At 71.9% G+C, this 15,302-nt stretch carries 13 protein-coding genes; 5 read left to right on the forward strand and 8 right to left on the reverse strand.

Annotation, left to right across the window (positions count from 1 at the left end):
- Positions 1-8 precede the first annotated feature (8 nt).
- Positions 9-647: an HD domain-containing protein gene (locus AC2CHE_RS03060; protein ID WP_484503343.1), complete on the forward strand. Its 639-nt coding sequence runs from the start codon at positions 9-11 to the stop codon at positions 645-647.
- A 12-nt stretch (positions 648-659) separates the two neighbouring features.
- Here AC2CHE_RS03060 and AC2CHE_RS03065 read toward each other — a convergent pair whose 3' ends face one another.
- On the reverse strand, positions 660-1,031 hold the full coding sequence (locus AC2CHE_RS03065) for a DUF4031 domain-containing protein (RefSeq protein WP_484503344.1): 372 nt from the start codon (positions 1,029-1,031) through the stop codon (positions 660-662).
- 66 nt (positions 1,032-1,097) lie between these two features.
- Between AC2CHE_RS03065 and AC2CHE_RS03070 the strand changes: the two genes are divergently transcribed.
- Entirely contained in the window at positions 1,098-2,498 is a 1,401-nt protein-coding gene (locus AC2CHE_RS03070; RefSeq protein WP_484503345.1) for an FAD-binding oxidoreductase, read from the forward strand.
- 6 nt (positions 2,499-2,504) lie between these two features.
- Here the strand turns inward: AC2CHE_RS03070 and AC2CHE_RS03075 are convergent, their stop codons facing one another.
- Positions 2,505-3,029: a hypothetical protein gene (locus AC2CHE_RS03075; RefSeq protein ID WP_484503346.1), complete on the reverse strand. Its 525-nt coding sequence runs from the start codon at positions 3,027-3,029 to the stop codon at positions 2,505-2,507.
- Between the two features lie 84 nt (positions 3,030-3,113).
- Positions 3,114-4,937 carry a glycerol-3-phosphate dehydrogenase/oxidase gene (locus AC2CHE_RS03080; protein ID WP_484503347.1) on the reverse strand — a complete coding sequence of 608 codons (1,824 nt, stop codon included), beginning with the start codon at positions 4,935-4,937 and terminating at the stop codon, positions 3,114-3,116.
- Positions 4,938-5,049: 112 nt separating this feature from the next.
- Here AC2CHE_RS03080 and AC2CHE_RS03085 point away from each other — a divergent pair, with 112 nt between their 5' ends.
- Together AC2CHE_RS03085 and AC2CHE_RS03090 are read left to right on the forward strand one after the other, a co-directional pair.
- A complete protein-coding gene (locus AC2CHE_RS03085) occupies positions 5,050-7,554 on the forward strand; it encodes a S8 family serine peptidase (RefSeq protein WP_484503348.1) in 2,505 nt (834 codons plus the stop codon).
- 148 nt (positions 7,555-7,702) lie between these two features.
- Complete coding sequence (locus tag AC2CHE_RS03090) at positions 7,703-7,945, forward strand: hypothetical protein (protein WP_484503349.1); 243 nt, start codon at positions 7,703-7,705, stop codon at positions 7,943-7,945.
- A 99-nt stretch (positions 7,946-8,044) separates the two neighbouring features.
- Here the strand turns inward: AC2CHE_RS03090 and groL are convergent, their stop codons facing one another.
- Together groL and AC2CHE_RS03100 are read right to left on the reverse strand one after the other, a co-directional pair.
- Complete coding sequence (groL, locus tag AC2CHE_RS03095; protein ID WP_484503350.1) at positions 8,045-9,667, reverse strand: chaperonin GroEL; 1,623 nt, start codon at positions 9,665-9,667, stop codon at positions 8,045-8,047.
- A 624-nt stretch (positions 9,668-10,291) separates the two neighbouring features.
- The gene (locus AC2CHE_RS03100; RefSeq protein WP_484503351.1) at positions 10,292-10,495 is read right to left on the reverse strand and encodes a cold-shock protein; all 204 of its coding nucleotides are present in this window, start codon (positions 10,493-10,495) and stop codon (positions 10,292-10,294) included.
- 211 nt (positions 10,496-10,706) lie between these two features.
- On the opposite strand from AC2CHE_RS03100, the gene AC2CHE_RS03105 reads away from it, so the two are divergent.
- Positions 10,707-11,237 carry a GNAT family N-acetyltransferase gene (locus tag AC2CHE_RS03105; RefSeq protein ID WP_484503352.1) on the forward strand — a complete coding sequence of 177 codons (531 nt, stop codon included), beginning with the start codon at positions 10,707-10,709 and terminating at the stop codon, positions 11,235-11,237.
- A gap of 59 nt (positions 11,238-11,296) precedes the next feature.
- On the opposite strand, the gene paaN is transcribed toward AC2CHE_RS03105, so the two are convergent.
- From paaN to AC2CHE_RS03120, 3 genes are read right to left on the reverse strand one after another with little or no spacing between them, the layout of a single operon-like run.
- Positions 11,297-12,970: a phenylacetic acid degradation protein PaaN gene (gene paaN / locus AC2CHE_RS03110; protein ID WP_484503353.1), complete on the reverse strand. Its 1,674-nt coding sequence runs from the start codon at positions 12,968-12,970 to the stop codon at positions 11,297-11,299.
- Positions 12,971-13,023: 53 nt separating this feature from the next.
- The gene (locus tag AC2CHE_RS03115; protein ID WP_484503354.1) at positions 13,024-14,043 is read right to left on the reverse strand and encodes a GNAT family N-acetyltransferase; all 1,020 of its coding nucleotides are present in this window, start codon (positions 14,041-14,043) and stop codon (positions 13,024-13,026) included.
- Between the two features lie 52 nt (positions 14,044-14,095).
- The gene (locus tag AC2CHE_RS03120; protein ID WP_484503355.1) at positions 14,096-15,115 is read right to left on the reverse strand and encodes a GNAT family N-acetyltransferase; all 1,020 of its coding nucleotides are present in this window, start codon (positions 15,113-15,115) and stop codon (positions 14,096-14,098) included.
- Between the last annotated feature and the right edge of the window lie 187 nt (positions 15,116-15,302).

Here is a 15,302-nt window from a genome sequence, read left to right on the forward strand (position 1 = left end):
TCGGGCCGGTGACGGGGTTGATCGCACGATGGCGTACCGCCGCCCGGGCAGCCGGAGCAGGTGACCCGGCGTCGGTCGACGCCGCCGGCGCGGAGTTGCTCGAACGGTGGCGGGAGCCGCACCGGCACTATCACACGATCGCGCACCTAGGCGCCGTGCTCGACGTGATCGACCGGTACGCCTCGACCGCGTCACGACCCGATCTGGTGCGACTCGCGGCGTGGTGCCACGACGCGGTGTACGACCCCCGCGCGGCGGGTGACCGGAACGAGCGCGACAGCGCGGCGCTCGCCGACGACCTGCTCACCAGGTTGGGGCTGCCTCCGGCCGAGGTGGCCGAGGTGAATCGACTGGTCCTGCTCACCGCCGGTCACCTGGTGGATCCGGCGGACGCCGACGGCGCGCTGCTCTGCGACGCCGACCTGGCCGTGCTGGCCGCGTCACCACCGGAGTACGACAGGTATGCCGCCGCGATCCGCCGGGAGTACGCCCACGTGCCCGAGCCGGACTACCGGGCCGGCCGGGCCCGGGTGCTCGCCGGCCTGCTCGCCCTGCCCTCCCTGTACCGCATCCCCGCCCTGGCCACCCGCTGGACCCACCCCGCCCACACCAACCTCACCCGCGAGCTGACCCGCATCACTTCCTGACATGCCCGGCGATCATGCAGTTGTGCCAGGCGTCACGGGCCTCTTATCCGCTTTGATACGGGCCACTACTGCCTGATCGGCGGTGGGGGAGATCGGGGGTCGAGGCGGGAGGGCGCGGGAGGGGCGGAAGAGGTGTTTGGGGCGGCGGAGGTTGGCGGCGCGCAGGAGGCGGACGATGTCGCGGCTGGGTACGACCTGCGCACCGAGCCAGACGGCCATCGGGAAGCGCTCGGCGGGAATGTCGTAGTGGTCCCGGTCGAAGCCTCTCGCGGGGGCACCCAGCATCTCGGCGAAGGCGTGCAGTTCGGTGAGGGAGACGTCACTGATCAGGTGCGACCAGAGCCGGCCGCGCCTCGGCCAGGACGGCCGGTCCACGTAGATCACTCAGCCACCGTACCGGGCGTCGACCCAGGTTGATGATCACAAGTGGCCGGTCGTAACCTCGGCCCCATGGCCACCTCCCCGCTCCTCGACGACCTGCGTGCCGCCCTCGGGCGGGACGCGGTGCTCACCGATCCTGACCTGCTGCGTGGGCACGAGCGGGACGAGGCCGACCTCTGTGCCTCGGCGACGCCGCTGGTGGTGACCCGCCCGCGCAGCACCGCAGAGGTCGTCGCGGTGGTCCGGGCGGCCGGGCAGCACGGCGTACCGGTGGTGCCGCAGGGTGCCCGCACCGGGCTGGCGGGCGCTGCGAACGCCGTCGCCGGCGCGGTGGTGATCAGCACCACCGCGATGGACGCGATCCTGGAGATCGATCCGGTCAGTCGGATCGCGGTCGTCCAGCCGGGGGTGATCAACGCCGTGCTCACCGTCGCAGTGGGTGAGCACGGTCTGTGGTACCCGCCCGACCCCGGTTCCTGGGAGTCGTCCACCATCGGCGGCAACGTCGCCACCAACGCGGGCGGCATGTGCTGCGTCAAGTACGGCGTGACCAGCGAGTACGTGCTCGGCCTGGAGGTGGTGCTCGCCTCCGGCGAGGTGCTGCGCACCGGGCGGCGTACCGCCAAGGGCGTGGCCGGTTACGACCTGACCCGGCTCTTCGTCGGGTCGGAGGGCACCCTCGGAGTGATCACCGAGGTCACCGTCGCGCTGCGACCCGCACCAGCGGAGTCGCTGACCCTGGTGGCCGTCTTCGGCTCGACCTCGGGCGCGGGCGAGGCGGTGGCCCGGATCGCCACCCAGGGGCTCTCTCCCAGCCTGCTGGAACTGCTCGACCGCACCCACCTGGCGGCGATCGAGGCGTACCGGCCGATGGGTTTGCGCACCGACGCCGAGGCGCTGCTGCTGGCCGCCGTCGACACCGGCCCCCGGGCGGCAGCGGACCTGGCCGGGTTGGCCGCGGTCTGCCAGGCGGCCGGCGCCGAGGAGGTGTACGCGGCCAGCGACGCGGTGGAGGCCGCCGCGCTGTTGCAGGCCCGCCGGTCGGCTCATCCGGCCATGGAGAAGTACGCCGCGGAGGCGTACCCGGGCGGCAGCGGTGGCCTGATCATCGACGACCTGGCGGTGCCCCGGGGAGCGCTCGCCGCGCTGCTCGACGGCGTGGCCCGGATCTCGGCCGAGTGCCAGGTGCCGATCGGGGTGGTCGGTCACGCCGGCGACGGCAACATGCACCCCAACATCGTGGTCGACCGGGCCGATCCGGCGAGCCTGGAGCGCGGCCGACGGGCCTTCGACGAGATCATGCGGTTGGGGCTCGACCTGGGCGGCACCTGCACCGGTGAGCACGGCGTCGGCCTGCTCAAGCGCGACTGGCTGGCCCGGGAGATCGGCCCGGTCGGCGTACGGGTGCACCAGGCGATCAAGGCAGCGCTCGACCCGACCGGCCTGCTCAACCCCGGAAAGGTGCTCTGACCCGCGTCAGCCGACCATCTCGGCGGGCGTGTTCTGGGTGAGCAGCAGCAGGATCTCCTCGGCCGCCGCCGGCCGTTCCTCCCCGGGACAGTCCTGCGAGGTGATCAGGCCGGCCGCGGTCAGCAGGGTGGAGGTGAGCGCGCCGACGCAGCTGACCCGGTAGCCCCGGGCCTCGTCGGTCTCCCGAGCCAGGTCCGGCTCGGCCAGCAGTTGTTGGAGACGCTCCCGGTGCTCCGCACTCAACGCGCCGGTCGAGGTGACTCCGTCGCCGGCACAGTCGATGCACTCCCAGCGCCCGTCCGGCTCCACGTTCAGGGTGCGCAGCGGACCGTCGGCCCCGTCGTTCTGCAGCAGGCTGACTCGGCCTTTTCCGGTGGTGGTGGCCCCTGCGCCGCCGGGTTGCCCGGCGGCCGGCGCGCTCGCCGCCACGGGCGGTTCGGAGTTGTCGCCGAAAGGGGCACAGCCGCCGAGAGCGACCGCCAGCAGGACGATGCCGGGCAGGAAGAACAGTCGTGATCGGGAAAGCGCCATCACTCGCGGAACCTACCCCACCGTAGGTAGCGAGTATAACCCGCCAGAAGGATATCCATACTCGACGATCTCCAGAGTGGGCCGTCAGCGGGCCAGGCCGGCCGCGCCGTCGTCGGCACCCCGATCCGCGGCGTAGCCACGCACGTCCGGCGCGCCGAGCCGCGCGGCATCGGCGGTCGCGTCGTCCGGCATCCGCTGGGACTGTCGCTCGGCCTCCACCCGGGCACGGTAGTGGGTCACCTCCCGGGCCCGCCGGGCCGCGTCCCAGCCCAACACCGCGCCCATCAGCTCGGCCGCCTGCTCGGCCGACTCCAGACCACGGTGCGTAGTCTCGATCGAGATCCGGGTACGCCGGGTCAGCACGTCCTCCAGGTGCAACGCCCCTTCGGCGCGGGCAGCGTACGTCACCTCGGCGGCGAGATACTCCGGCGCCCCCGGCAGCGGGGAGGCCAGCAACGGGTCGGCGTCGATCAGGGCGAGCAGGTCGAGGGTGAGGGTGCCGTACCGCTCCAGCAGGTGCTCCACCACGCCCACCGGCATCCCGTGGCGGCGGGCCAGGTCCGCCCGGTCCCGCCACATGGCCGCGTACCCGTCCGCGCCGAGCAGCGGCAGGTCCGCCGTACGCGACACCCGCTGGCCACCGAGTCGGCGTACCGCCCGGTCGACCACGTCGGCGGCCATCACCCGGTACGTCGTGTACTTCCCGCCGGCCACCAGCAGCAGCCCGAGCATCGGTTCGATGACGGCATGCTCCCGGGAGAGCTTCGAGGTGGAGTCCGCCTCGCCGGCCAGCAGCGGGCGCAGCCCGGCGTAGACGCCTTCGATGTCGGCGGTGGTCAGCGGGCGGTCCAGCACCGTGTTGACCTGCCGGAGCAGGTAGTCGATGTCGCTGGCGGAGGCGGCCGGGTGGGAGCGGTCCAATCGCCAGTCGGTGTCGGTGGTGCCGATGATCCAGTGCCCGCCCCACGGGATGACGAACAGGACGCTGGTGGCCGTACGCAGGATCAGCCCGGTCTCGCCGGTGATCGCCGATCGGGGCACCACCAGGTGCACGCCCTTGGACGCCCGGACCCGGATACCGGGCCGCAGCCCGACGTCGTTGAGCATGCGGGACATGTCGTCGGTCCAGACACCGGTGGCGGCGATGACCGTACGGGCGCGTGCCTCGAACTCGGCCTCGGGTGAACCGGCGGGCGCCTCCAGGTCACGGACCCGGACCCCGGTGACCTCGCGGGCCTGCCGGATCAGCCCGACCGCCCGGGCACTGCTCACCACGGTCACGCCCAGGCTGGCGGCGGTGCGCGCCAGGGTGACCACCAGGCGGGCGTCGTCGACCTGCCCGTCGTGATAGCGGATCGCGCCAGCCAGGCCGTCGGAGCGCAGACTCGGGAAGACCCGGCGGGCCCCCTCGCGGCTCAGGTGGCGATGCAACGGCATGCCCCGGCCGCCGCCGAAAACTCCGGCGAAGGCGTCGTACGCGGCCACACCCGCGCCGTAGTAGGCCCGCCGCAGCAGTCGGGCGGGCAGGCCGCGGACGCCCTGACCGGCGGGAAGCGGCACCAGGAACGACACCGGCCGCACCAGGTGCGGCGCCAGCCGGGTGGCCAGCAGCCCGCGCTCGGTCAGCGCCTCGTGCACCAGGCCGAACTCCAACTGCTCCAGGTAGCGCAGGCCACCGTGGATCAGCTTGCTGGACCGGCTGGAGGTGCCGGCGGCGAAGTCGCGGGCCTCGACCAGAGCCACCTTGAGCCCCCGGGACGCGGCGTCGACGGCCGCTCCGGCACCGGTCACCCCGCCCCCGATCACCAGCACGTCGAACCGCTCGGCGCGCAACCGACGCAGGTCGGCGGCGCGGCGGGCGGGCGACAACTGCCCGGCAACGGACCGCAGAACGTTCGGATCACGCACCCGTCCACGTTAACCGGCCCGGTCCTCCCCCGACACGTGCCGGCCCGGGCACCTCGATCCGTTGCCCGTCAGATCCGTCCGGCGGCGCGGCGTTGGGTCGTACTGTGTGCGGATGCGGGCGGAACCCACCACATCCGGCTCGACCGGTAGCCCCTGGGCGATCGTCGCGGCGGTGCTCGCCGGCTGCTGGACGGTCGCGGTCACGGTCCTGGCACAGACCGGCGGCTGGGCCGTGGACCAGGTGGCGCTGATCGGCGGACTGGACCGGCTGGTGCCGCTCTGGCCGGTGGTCTGCCTGTTCACCGTGCTGCTGATCGCCGCCGTGGCACTACCGCTGGCGCTCGTTCCCCGCTCGGCGGCGGTCCGTGTGACCGGCCGGGTCTGGTTCGCCGGCGCGCTCGTACTCGGCCTGCTCGGCCTGCTGCGGACGATCCCCCCGGTGCACCACGAGGCGTACCTCGGCGCGCTCGCCCTCGTGGCCACGCTGCTGACGGTGGTGACGGCCCGGCTGCCCTCCCACGTCCTCGGCCCCGGCCGGCACGCCGAGACCGGGCGTCCGGAGCGACTGGGCGGGCAGCAGTCGGTGCCGGCCGCGCTCGCGGTGGCCGCCGGGCTCGCCCTGCTGCTGCCCTGGGTCTGGTGGGGTGCGCTCGGCGGGCTGTTGGAGACCATTCTCGCCGGGCTGGCTGCGGCGGCTGTCGGCGTGCTGGCCGCGACGCTGCTCGACGTCCGGTTCTGGGGCCGCTTCGAGGCCGACGAGCCGCCCCGACCGGCCCGGCCGGTGCTGCTGGGCGGGCTCGTCGCCGGGGTCGTGCTGCTGCTGATCGGTGCCGGCGGCGGCCACTCAGGAGCGCAACTGCCCCTGCTGGTGACACTGCCGCCGGCCGGTTTCGCGTTGGCCGCGCTGCATTCCATGAGCCGCCGGCCGGCCGGCGGACGTGGTGTCACCCACCCGGGCACGGGCCAGGTCCCGCCGGATCAACCGATAACCGGGGCCGTCGTGGCCCACCACCCGGCCGGGGATGGCGGTCGGACGCCAGCGGCCTGGCTGGTCGGGCTCGGCGTGTTCGGCCCGCTTGCCTTCACCGACCCGGAGGAGGTCAGCCTGCTGCTGGTCGGCAACCGTGACGTGCCCTTCTGGGTCGCGGCCGCGACCGGTCTCGGCCTCGCCGTCGGGCTGGTGCTGGCGGTCGGGTACGGCCTGCTGCTGGCGCGCCGCTCGGCCCGCACGCCGAGCCGGGTGCTGGCCGTGGCGAGCACCCTGACGCTGCTGGTCACGGTCGGTTTGGTCGGCGTGACCGTCGGCCAGCCGGGGCTGCACGGGGAACGCCTCTTCGTACTGCTCCGCGAGCAGGCGGACCTGAGCGGTGTGAGCGGCGGGCCAGGTCGGGCAGGCCGGGACGCACGCGCCGAGGAGGTCTACCGGCGGCTGGTCGACACCGCCGACCGGACCCAGGCCGACCTGCGGCGAGACCTGCGCCGGGCCCGACTGCCACACACCCGCTACTACCTGGTCAACGCGATCGAGGTGGCCGGCGGGCCGGCGGTACGAGCCTGGCTGTCCAGCCGGCCCGAGGTGGCCCGGGTGCTGGTCAGCCAGCGACTGCGTCCGTTGCCGGCACCCGCTGACAGCGCCACCGGCAGCGCCCCGCCTCCGTCCGGCCCGCCGTGGCACATCACCATGATCGGCGCGGATCGGGTCTGGTCCGAACTCGGCGTCACCGGTGACGGGGTGACCGTGGGCAGTTCCGACTCGGGAGTGGACGGGCGGCATCCGACCCTCGCCCAGGGTTTCCGGGGCGGCGACGACTCGTGGTTCGACCCGTGGAACGGCAGCGGGACGCCGACCGACCGCAGCGGGCACGGCACCCACACGATCGGCAGCGCCGTCGGGCGGGACGGCATCGGTGTGGCCCCCGGCGCGCGATGGGTCGGCTGCGTCAACCTCGACCGCAATCTGGGGAACCCGGCCGCCTACCTCGACTGCCTCCAGTTCATGCTGGCGCCTTTCCCGCTCGGCGGCGACACGTTCCGACAGGGGCGGCCCGCCCGGGCACCGGAGATCCTGACCAACTCGTGGGGCTGCCCGCCGATCGAAGGCTGCGATCCCTCTGCGCTGCGGCCGGCCACGGAGGCGCTGGAGGCCGCCGGGATTCTCGTCGTCGCGGCGGCCGGCAACACCGGCCCGTTCTGCGGCTCGGTGCAGGACCCGCCCGCACCGTACGCGGACGTGCTGACCGTTGGCGCGGTGGACGACCGGCGGCGGGTCACCGCCTTCTCCTCCCGTGGCCCGACGGTCGCCGGAGTGACCAAACCGGATCTGATGGCGCCGGGGGCGGAGGTCATCTCCGCGATGCCTGGCGGCGGGTACGCCGTGCTCGACGGCACCTCGATGGCCACACCACAGGTGGCTGGCGTGGTCGCGTTGATGTGGTCGGCCAACCCGGAACTCGTCGGTGACCTTGACCGGACGCGGCGGATCCTCCGAGAGACGGCCGACCCGATCGAGACCAGCGACCCGGCCCGGGCGCGGACCGATGACTGTGGCGACCCGGCGAACGTCGTGGGTGCCGGGCTGGTCGACGCGTACGCGGCCGTCTCGGCGGCCCGTGGTTGATCATTATTCGGGCGGTAACGGATGCAGCTTTTTCCGTACGTAGTGCCCTTGAGCACGCTAAAAGGTGCAGATACCAAATAGATCTGATAAGGCCATTCGCTCATCCCGGTGCCCGGCACGCCCTACCGTTTCGGTAGAGGAGGCAGCGATGAGCACGGACGACGATCAGGCCCGGGAAGTCCCACCAGCCACCGGGGCTGCGCTCCACGGACTCCCCGGCCAACTGCCGATCGACCGGCTCGACTACGGCGACGCCGAGCAACTGGCCGAGATGACCGGTGTGGACGAGCCACCCGAGGAGCCGCTCATCCTGGTGGACGAGCCGGTTCAGCACCGGCCACCGTACGACCGGGCGCGAAAGCGACGGAACCAGCGGCCACTGCCGACCTAGCGGACCAGCGGCCACTGCCGACCTCGTCTTGCCACCGCCGACACAGCGGAAGGGGCGGACCGCTGACGCGGCCCGCCCCTTCCGGCGTTGGAGCTGGACTCAGAAGTCCATGTCCCCGCCGCCCGGGCCAGCCGGTGCGGCCGGGGTCTTCTCCGGCTTGTCCGCCACGACGGCCTCGGTGGTGAGGAACAGCGCGGCGATCGACGAGGCGTTCTGCAGCGCGGAACGGGTCACCTTGGCCGGGTCGATGATGCCCGCGGCCAGCAGGTCGACGTACTCGCCGGTCGCGGCGTTGAGGCCGTGACCCGAGTCGAGGTTGCGGACCCGCTCCACCACGACGCCGCCCTCAAGGCCGGCGTTCACGGCGATCTGCCGCAGCGGGGCGTCCAGCGCGATCTTCACGATCTGCGCGCCGGTCGCCTCGTCGCCGGCCAGGTCGAGCTTGTCGAAGGCGGTCTTGCCGGCCTGGACCAGCGCGACACCACCACCCGGGACGATGCCCTCCTCGACGGCGGCCTTGGCGTTGCGGACCGCGTCCTCGATGCGGTGCTTGCGCTCCTTCAGCTCGACCTCGGTGGCCGCGCCGACCTTGATCACCGCAACGCCGCCGGCCAGCTTGGCCAGCCGCTCCTGCAGCTTCTCCCGGTCGTAGTCGGAGTCGCTCTTGTCGATCTCGGCCCGGATCTGGTTGACCCGGCCCTGGATCTGCTCGGCGTCGCCGGCACCGTCGACGATGGTGGTCTCGTCCTTGGTCACCACGACCTTGCGGGCCCGGCCCAGCATGTCGAGGCTGGCGGCGTCCAGCTTGAGGCCGACCTCCTCGCTGATGACCTGGCCACCGGTGAGGATGGCGATGTCGGTCAGCATGGCCTTGCGGCGGTCACCGAAGCCCGGCGCCTTGACGGCGACCGACTTGAAGGTGCCGCGGACCTTGTTGACCACCAGCGTGGCCAGGGCCTCGCCCTCCAGGTCCTCGGCGATGATCAGCAGCGGCTTGCCGCCCTGCATGACCTTCTCCAGGATCGGGAGCAGGTCCTTGACCGACGAGATCTTGCTGTTCGCGATCAGGATGTACGGGTCGTCGAAGACGGCCTCCATACGCTCCGGGTCGGTCATGAAGTAGGCCGAGACGTAGCCCTTGTCGAAGCGCATACCCTCGGTGAGCTCCAGCTCGAGCCCGAAGGTGTTGCTCTCCTCGACGGTGATGACGCCTTCCTTGCCGACCTTGTCCATCGCCTCGGCGATGATCTCGCCGACGCTGGTGTCACCAGCGGAGATGGAGGCGGTGGAGGCGATCTGCTCCTTGGTCTCGACGTCCTTGGCGAGCTTCAGCAGCTCCTCCGAGACGTTCGCGACCGCAGCCTCGATGCCCCGCTTCAGGGCCATCGGGTTGGCACCGGCGGCCACGTTGCGCAGGCCCTCGCGAACGAGGGCCTGGGCCAGGACGGTCGCCGTCGTCGTGCCGTCACCGGCGACGTCGTCGGTCTTCTTGGCGACCTCCTTGACCAGCTCGGCGCCGATCTTCTCGTAGGGGTCCTCGAGCTCGATCTCCTTGGCGATGCTCACACCATCGTTGGTGATGGTGGGGGCACCCCACTTCTTCTCGAGCACGACGTTGCGGCCCTTGGGGCCGAGGGTCACCTTCACGGCGTCGGCGAGCTGGTTCATGCCCCGCTCGAGGCCGCGGCGCGCCTCTTCGTCGAACGCGATCATCTTGGCCATACGGCGTTGTCCTCCTGGACACTCACGGGCCACCCGAGTGTTGTGCCCCGGATGGGCCGTCTGGTGTACGCACCTTGGGACGTCGCCACCTGGCGACGGCGACGTCTCCTCGGCCGGGCCGGATAGCCCGCGACGACCGGCCACGTGCCCCACCCGTGGTTATGTCACGGGCGCGACCGCAGCCCCACCGTCCCGACCAGCTGGCACTCACGCCATGCGAGTGCCAATGACCTGTTTAGCACTCTGCCCTGCCGAGTGCAAGCACGATGGCCGGGGTCAGCCGAGTTCGGCCGCCAGTTGGGCGGCGTTAACCGGGCCCTCGTGTGCCCGCTGCTCGCGTAGGTGACAACCGGCCCGACCCCCCCGGCGGGGTGACCAGGGCATCGGAGGGGTCGTGGCCGTAGCCGCCCGGGGGGGTACCAGCCGTAGAACGGCCCGCCGGGGTGCGGCGACTGCGTGGGATGAGCCGGCGGCACACCGTAGCGAGGCTGGCCCGGACCTCCTCAGCTACGGCGCTGGCTCGGTCCATGATCTTCCCTTGTGGGGTGCCGGCACCGCTGCCCCCTCCGGCGATGGTCACGCCACCCCGACGACGATCGGTCGAATGGGGTGGTTGGTCGGCGCTCAGGCGATGAGGCGTACCCGCTCGGCCTGTGGGCCCTTCTGACCCTGGCCGATCTCGAACTCCACCCGCTGACCGTCGTCCAGCGCCTTGTAGCCGTCCATCTCGATCGCGGAGAAGTGGACGAAGACGTCCTGCCCGCCGTCAACGGCGATGAAGCCGTAGCCCTTCTCTGCGTTGAACCACTTCACGGTGCCTTGTGCCACGGTGTTTTCCTCACTCTGCACGGCGTTCCAATACCTCGGGTCGCCGACGTACCGGCACCCGGAAACCACCGGTTTCGGCAGTCGGCGACGACCGCTGAATCGGGTGACCGAAATCGCACGCTACACGAGGAGTGACGACGGCGCACGACCACAAATCGGGCGTATTACAGTCGTCAGTATCGTCGCACGTCATTGTGATAAGCATTCCGGCATGACAAGCGTCACCGACGGAACGGGCTTGCGCCGGGCCGCCATCCGCCGAGTCGAGCCGCCCGACGCAGCTCGGATGCGGGCGCTGCGCCTGGAGATGCTCGCGGACGCGCCGCTGGCCTTTCTGGAGACGATCGCCGAGGCCGCGGCCCGACCACACGCCGAGTACGCCGCCCGGGTCGCCCACGTCTCCGCCGGTCCGGACACGGCGCAGTTCGTGGCGGATCCGGGCGGCCGGCTCGTCGGGCACGCCGGTGGCATGGCACACCCGGCCGAGCCGGGGGTGACCGTGCTCTACGCCGTCTACATCACTCCGAACTGGCGGGGCACCGGCCTGCTCGCGGATCTGGTCGACGGGGTGGCGGGCTGGTCCCGGGCCTGCGGGCGGAACGAGCTGATGCTCGAGGTGGTGGTCGGCAACGACCGCGCCTACCGGGCCTACCAGCGGCTGGGATTCGTCGACACCGGCGTCCGCCTCCCGCACCCCAACATCCCCACCCTGCGCGAACTCCAGATGCGTAGGGCGGCGTAGCCACGACAGACGATCGCCGACCTGGGGGCCCCGGGGAAGACCCCGGAGCCCCACCCGCCTCAGACGTGCCGGCGGCTCTGCACGACCCGGAACCGGTTCGCCACGTACGCCCCGTCGGTCAACGCCGAGTTCGCTGCCGCGTTCGCTCCGCTGCCGTGGAAGTCGGAGAAGGCCGCCGACTGGTTCACGAAGACGCCGCCGGTGAGGTTGGCCGACAGGTGCACCCCGACCTCGATCGCCGCCGCCTCGGTGGCGTCCAGCACCGCGTCGTCGGTGGAGTAGACCGCCGCGGTGAGGGCACCCTTCTCGCCCACGGTCGAGCGCAGGATCTCCAGGCTGTGGGCGGTGGAGTCGGTCGCGATGGCGAAGGAGATCGGCCCGAACCACTCCCGCGAGTAGGTCTCGGTGTCACCCGCGTCCAGTTTGACGATGGTCGGCGTACGCACCACGGCGTCTGGGAACGACGGGTGCTCGACGGTACGCGACTCCAGCACCGGCGAACCGATCTTGGTCACCTCGTCCAGCCGCTCCAGCACCCCGTCGTTGACGATCGCGCCGGTCAACTCCACTCCCCGGGCCGGGTCACCGGTGAGCTTGCCGACCGCCGCGGCGATGCCGCCGGCAACCTCGTCGAAGCTCTTGTGCCCCTGGTCGGTGTCGACGCCGTTCCGGGGAATGAGGATGTTCTGCGAGGTGGTGCACATCTGCCCGCTGTACAGAGTCAGGGTGAAGCCCAGGTTGCGGCACATCCCGGCGAAGTCGTCGGTGGAGTCGATCACCACCGTGTTGAGCCCCGCCTTCTCGGTGTACACCGCCGCCTGGCGGGCGTTCGCCTCCAGCCAGTCGCCGTACTCGGTGGAGCCGGTGAAGTCGACGATCCGGACCGCCGGGTGCAGGGCCAGCGTCGAGGCGAGCTTCTCGCCGGGGGACTCGGGGGCCAGCAGCACCAGGTTCGGGTCGAAGCCGGCCTCGGCCAGCACCTCCCGGGCGTACCGGACGGTGACCGCCAACGGCAGCACGGCGCGCGGGTGCGGCTTGACCACCACGGGGTTGCCGGTGACCAGCGAGGCGAACAGACCCGGGTACGAGTTCCAGGTCGGGAAGGTGTTGCAGCCGATGACCAGGGCCACGCCCCGGGGCACCACGTGGAAAGTCTTGGACATCCGTAGCGGGTCGCCCTTCCCGGCGGCCTTCTCCCAACCTGCGGTGCCCGGGTGCCGGGTCATCTCCGCGTACGCGTAGGCCAGCGCCTCAAGTGCGCGGTCCAGGGCGTGCGCACCACCGGCCTGGAAGGCCATCACGAACGCCTGGCCGCTGGTGAACTGCACCGCGTTGGCCAGCTCGAAGACGTTCTTGTGCAGCCGGTCGAGGATCTCCAGACAGACACCCACCCGGGTCTGCGGGCCGGCGTCCCGCCAGGCGGGCAGCGCCGCTGACGCGGCGGCTACCAGTTGGTCGGCGTCGGCGTGCGGGTAGCGCACGTGCAGGGCGACGCCGAACGGGCTGTCCTCGGTGGCGACCCGATCGCCGTCACCCGGCTGGTCGAGCGGGAAGTCCCCGCCCAGGTACGCCTCGAAGGCGGCCTTGCCGTCGGCGGCGGCGGTCTCGCCGTACACCCGTGGGCTTGGTGATTCCGGATAGGCCGACCAGTATCCCCGCTCCTTGATCGCGGTCAGCGCGCGGTTGAGAGTCTCGGCGTGCCTGTCGTAGCGGGGGTGCGGGGTCTCCGTCATGCCCGCCATCATGCAACACGAAGCCCCCAGATCAGTAGGGGCGTGTCACAACTTCAGATGGTCAGCTGCCAATCGGTCCAGGCGTCGACCGGGCGGAACCCGAGCTGCTCGTTGATGCCGATCATGTGATCGTTGACCGCCGCGTTCCAGGTGTCGATCGCGGCCAGGGCCGGCTCGTGGTCCAGCGCGTGCCGAAGGTTCTCGACCTTGACGAGCAGACCGAGGCGGTGCCCCCGGTGTGCGGGGTCGACGATGGTGATCTCCTGCCAGGCGTGCCACGGCGTCGACGGGCCCCTGTCGATCATCGTCCAGGCGACCATCCGGCCGGTCGCCTCGTGCACCGCGCCGACGTGGTAACGCCGTCGGCCCCGCATTCGCTGGATCCGCTCGATCTCCCGCAGCCGCGCGGCGTCCACCTGCTCCGCCTCGATCGCGAGATCGCCCATCGGCGCGTCGATGAGCAGCCGGCTCTCGAGCCGGGCGATGTCGGCCACGTACTCCTCGGCCACCGGCCCCCGCCAGGCCACCGTCCGGTAGCCGGCAGACCGGGCGCGGGCGGCATCGTGCAAGGCGGTCAGGGCCGCCTGGTCGAGCCGCGTGGTGTCCAGTCGACGCCGCACCTCGGCCAGCGCGGCCTGCGCGCCGGCCGCCGCCGCGAAGGCCGCGCCGGGCGCGTCCCGGCCCGGTCCGTCGGGCAACGGCCCGGGGGTCTCACCGATCAACCGCTGCCGGCCGTGCTCGGCGGCCACCTTCCGCGCGTACGTCAGCAGCGCCCGACCCACCCCCTGCCGCCGCTGCGCCGGGTCCACCGTCAGTTCGACGGTGGCGATGCCGGTGTTGTCCAGTTGCGGCAGCCGCATCCGCAGGTGGCCGGCCACCTCGCCGTCCCGCCGGGCCAGCGCCTGATGGATCACGTTGCCGTGCGGCGGATGGGCGACCAGGAGCCCGAACTCGGCCCGGTCTCCCACCGGCAGGTCGGGCAGGTCGACCGCCTGGGCCGCCGCGACGACGCGGTACGCCTCGTCGAGCGCTGCCTCGTCGGTGGACTCGTACGGGGTGACGGTGATGGCCATGGGCGCGATCCTGCCCGCCCGCCGCCGGCCGTCGCCACCGGTTTCCCGCCGGTCACACGTCGCGCTGCCAGTTGCTCCACCGATCCCGCACCCGGAAACCGAGCTGCTCGTTGATGGCGATCATGTGGTCGTTGCTGGCTGCGTTGAAGGTGTCGATCACCCGCACGCCCGGTTCGTGGGCGAACAGGTGCCGCAGGTTCTCGATCTTGGCAAGCAGGCCCAGCCGATGGCCCCGGTGTTCCGGGTCGACGATGGTGATCTGCTGGAAGGAGTGCCAGTCCGCGGACGCCCCGACGTCCAGCAGCGTCCACGCGACCAGCCGACCGGACTCCTCGTGGCGGACGCCGACGTGGTAGCGCCGCCGGCCCTGCGCATCCAGCGCCAGCTCGGTGCCGCGCAGCCGTTCGGCGTCGACCCGCTCCGGCTCCCACGCCAGGTCGCCCATGGGCGCGTCGGCCAGCAGCCGTCCGTCGAGGTACGCGACGTCGGCGGCCAGGTCGTCAGGGGTACGCCCGCGCCAGTGCAGCACCTCGTAACCGACCGCCCGACCCCGGGCGTCGGCCAACAGCGCGTCCAGTCGCACCTGATCCAGGTCGGCGACGTCCAGCCGCCGCCGGACGTCGGGCAGGACGTCGACCGCGCCGAAGGCGGTGGCGAAGGCGGTGGCCACCGAGGGGCGGTCGGGCGCGCCGGGCGGGTGCGCCCTGCTCATCGCGCTCACCCGCTTGCGCCCGTACTCGCGCAGCACGGCGAGACCGTGCTGGAGCAACGCCCGACCCACCCCCCGGCGCCGGTACGCCGGGTGCACCACCAGGTCGGCGGAGGCGTTCTCGGTGTTGTCGAGCTGCGGCAGATCGAGCACGAGACGGCCGGCCGGCTCACCGTCGATGTGTGCCACCAGATTGACCGGGGCGTTACCCGGCATCGGATGACGCACCATCGCGGTGAACCGTTGCCGGCAGAAGGGCGGGAAGTCGGGCAGGTCGGCGGCGGCGTGCGCCACGCCGATCTGGTACGCATGTTCGATCGCCTGCTCGTCGGCGGGACCGAACGGGGTGACGGTGATGGTCATGACGGCAGCCTGCGCCAGCGACAGGCGAGCGGGCCAGCGAATTTTCGCTGGCCCGCTCGGACGTTGGTCGGGAGGGACGATCGCACAACGCCTCCGGCGCTGGGTCGTAAAGACTGAAAGTCTACGGCGAAGCGCCCTCCCGCACGGAGCATCTTGCGCCGTCCGTTTGCGGTCGTCAAGTCCTTGG

This window comes from Micromonospora sp. ATLC16, assembly GCF_057196645.1.

Bases quoted from the DNA above. Each gene is read 5' to 3' on its own strand.
- groL (WP_484503350.1), bottom strand. From the start codon at position 9,667: ATGGCCAAGATGATCGCGTTCGACGAAGAGGCGCGCCGCGGCCTCGAG.
- AC2CHE_RS03085 (WP_484503348.1), top strand. From the start codon at position 5,050: ATGCGGGCGGAACCCACCACATCCGGCTCGACCGGTAGCCCCTGGGCG.
- AC2CHE_RS03115 (WP_484503354.1), bottom strand. From the start codon at position 14,043: ATGGCCATCACCGTCACCCCGTACGAGTCCACCGACGAGGCAGCGCTC.
- AC2CHE_RS03090 (WP_484503349.1), top strand. From the start codon at position 7,703: ATGAGCACGGACGACGATCAGGCCCGGGAAGTCCCACCAGCCACCGGG.
- AC2CHE_RS03075 (WP_484503346.1), bottom strand. From the start codon at position 3,029: ATGGCGCTTTCCCGATCACGACTGTTCTTCCTGCCCGGCATCGTCCTG.
- paaN (WP_484503353.1), bottom strand. From the start codon at position 12,970: ATGACGGAGACCCCGCACCCCCGCTACGACAGGCACGCCGAGACTCTC.
- AC2CHE_RS03070 (WP_484503345.1), top strand. From the start codon at position 1,098: ATGGCCACCTCCCCGCTCCTCGACGACCTGCGTGCCGCCCTCGGGCGG.
- AC2CHE_RS03105 (WP_484503352.1), top strand. From the start codon at position 10,707: ATGACAAGCGTCACCGACGGAACGGGCTTGCGCCGGGCCGCCATCCGC.
- AC2CHE_RS03120 (WP_484503355.1), bottom strand. From the start codon at position 15,115: ATGACCATCACCGTCACCCCGTTCGGTCCCGCCGACGAGCAGGCGATC.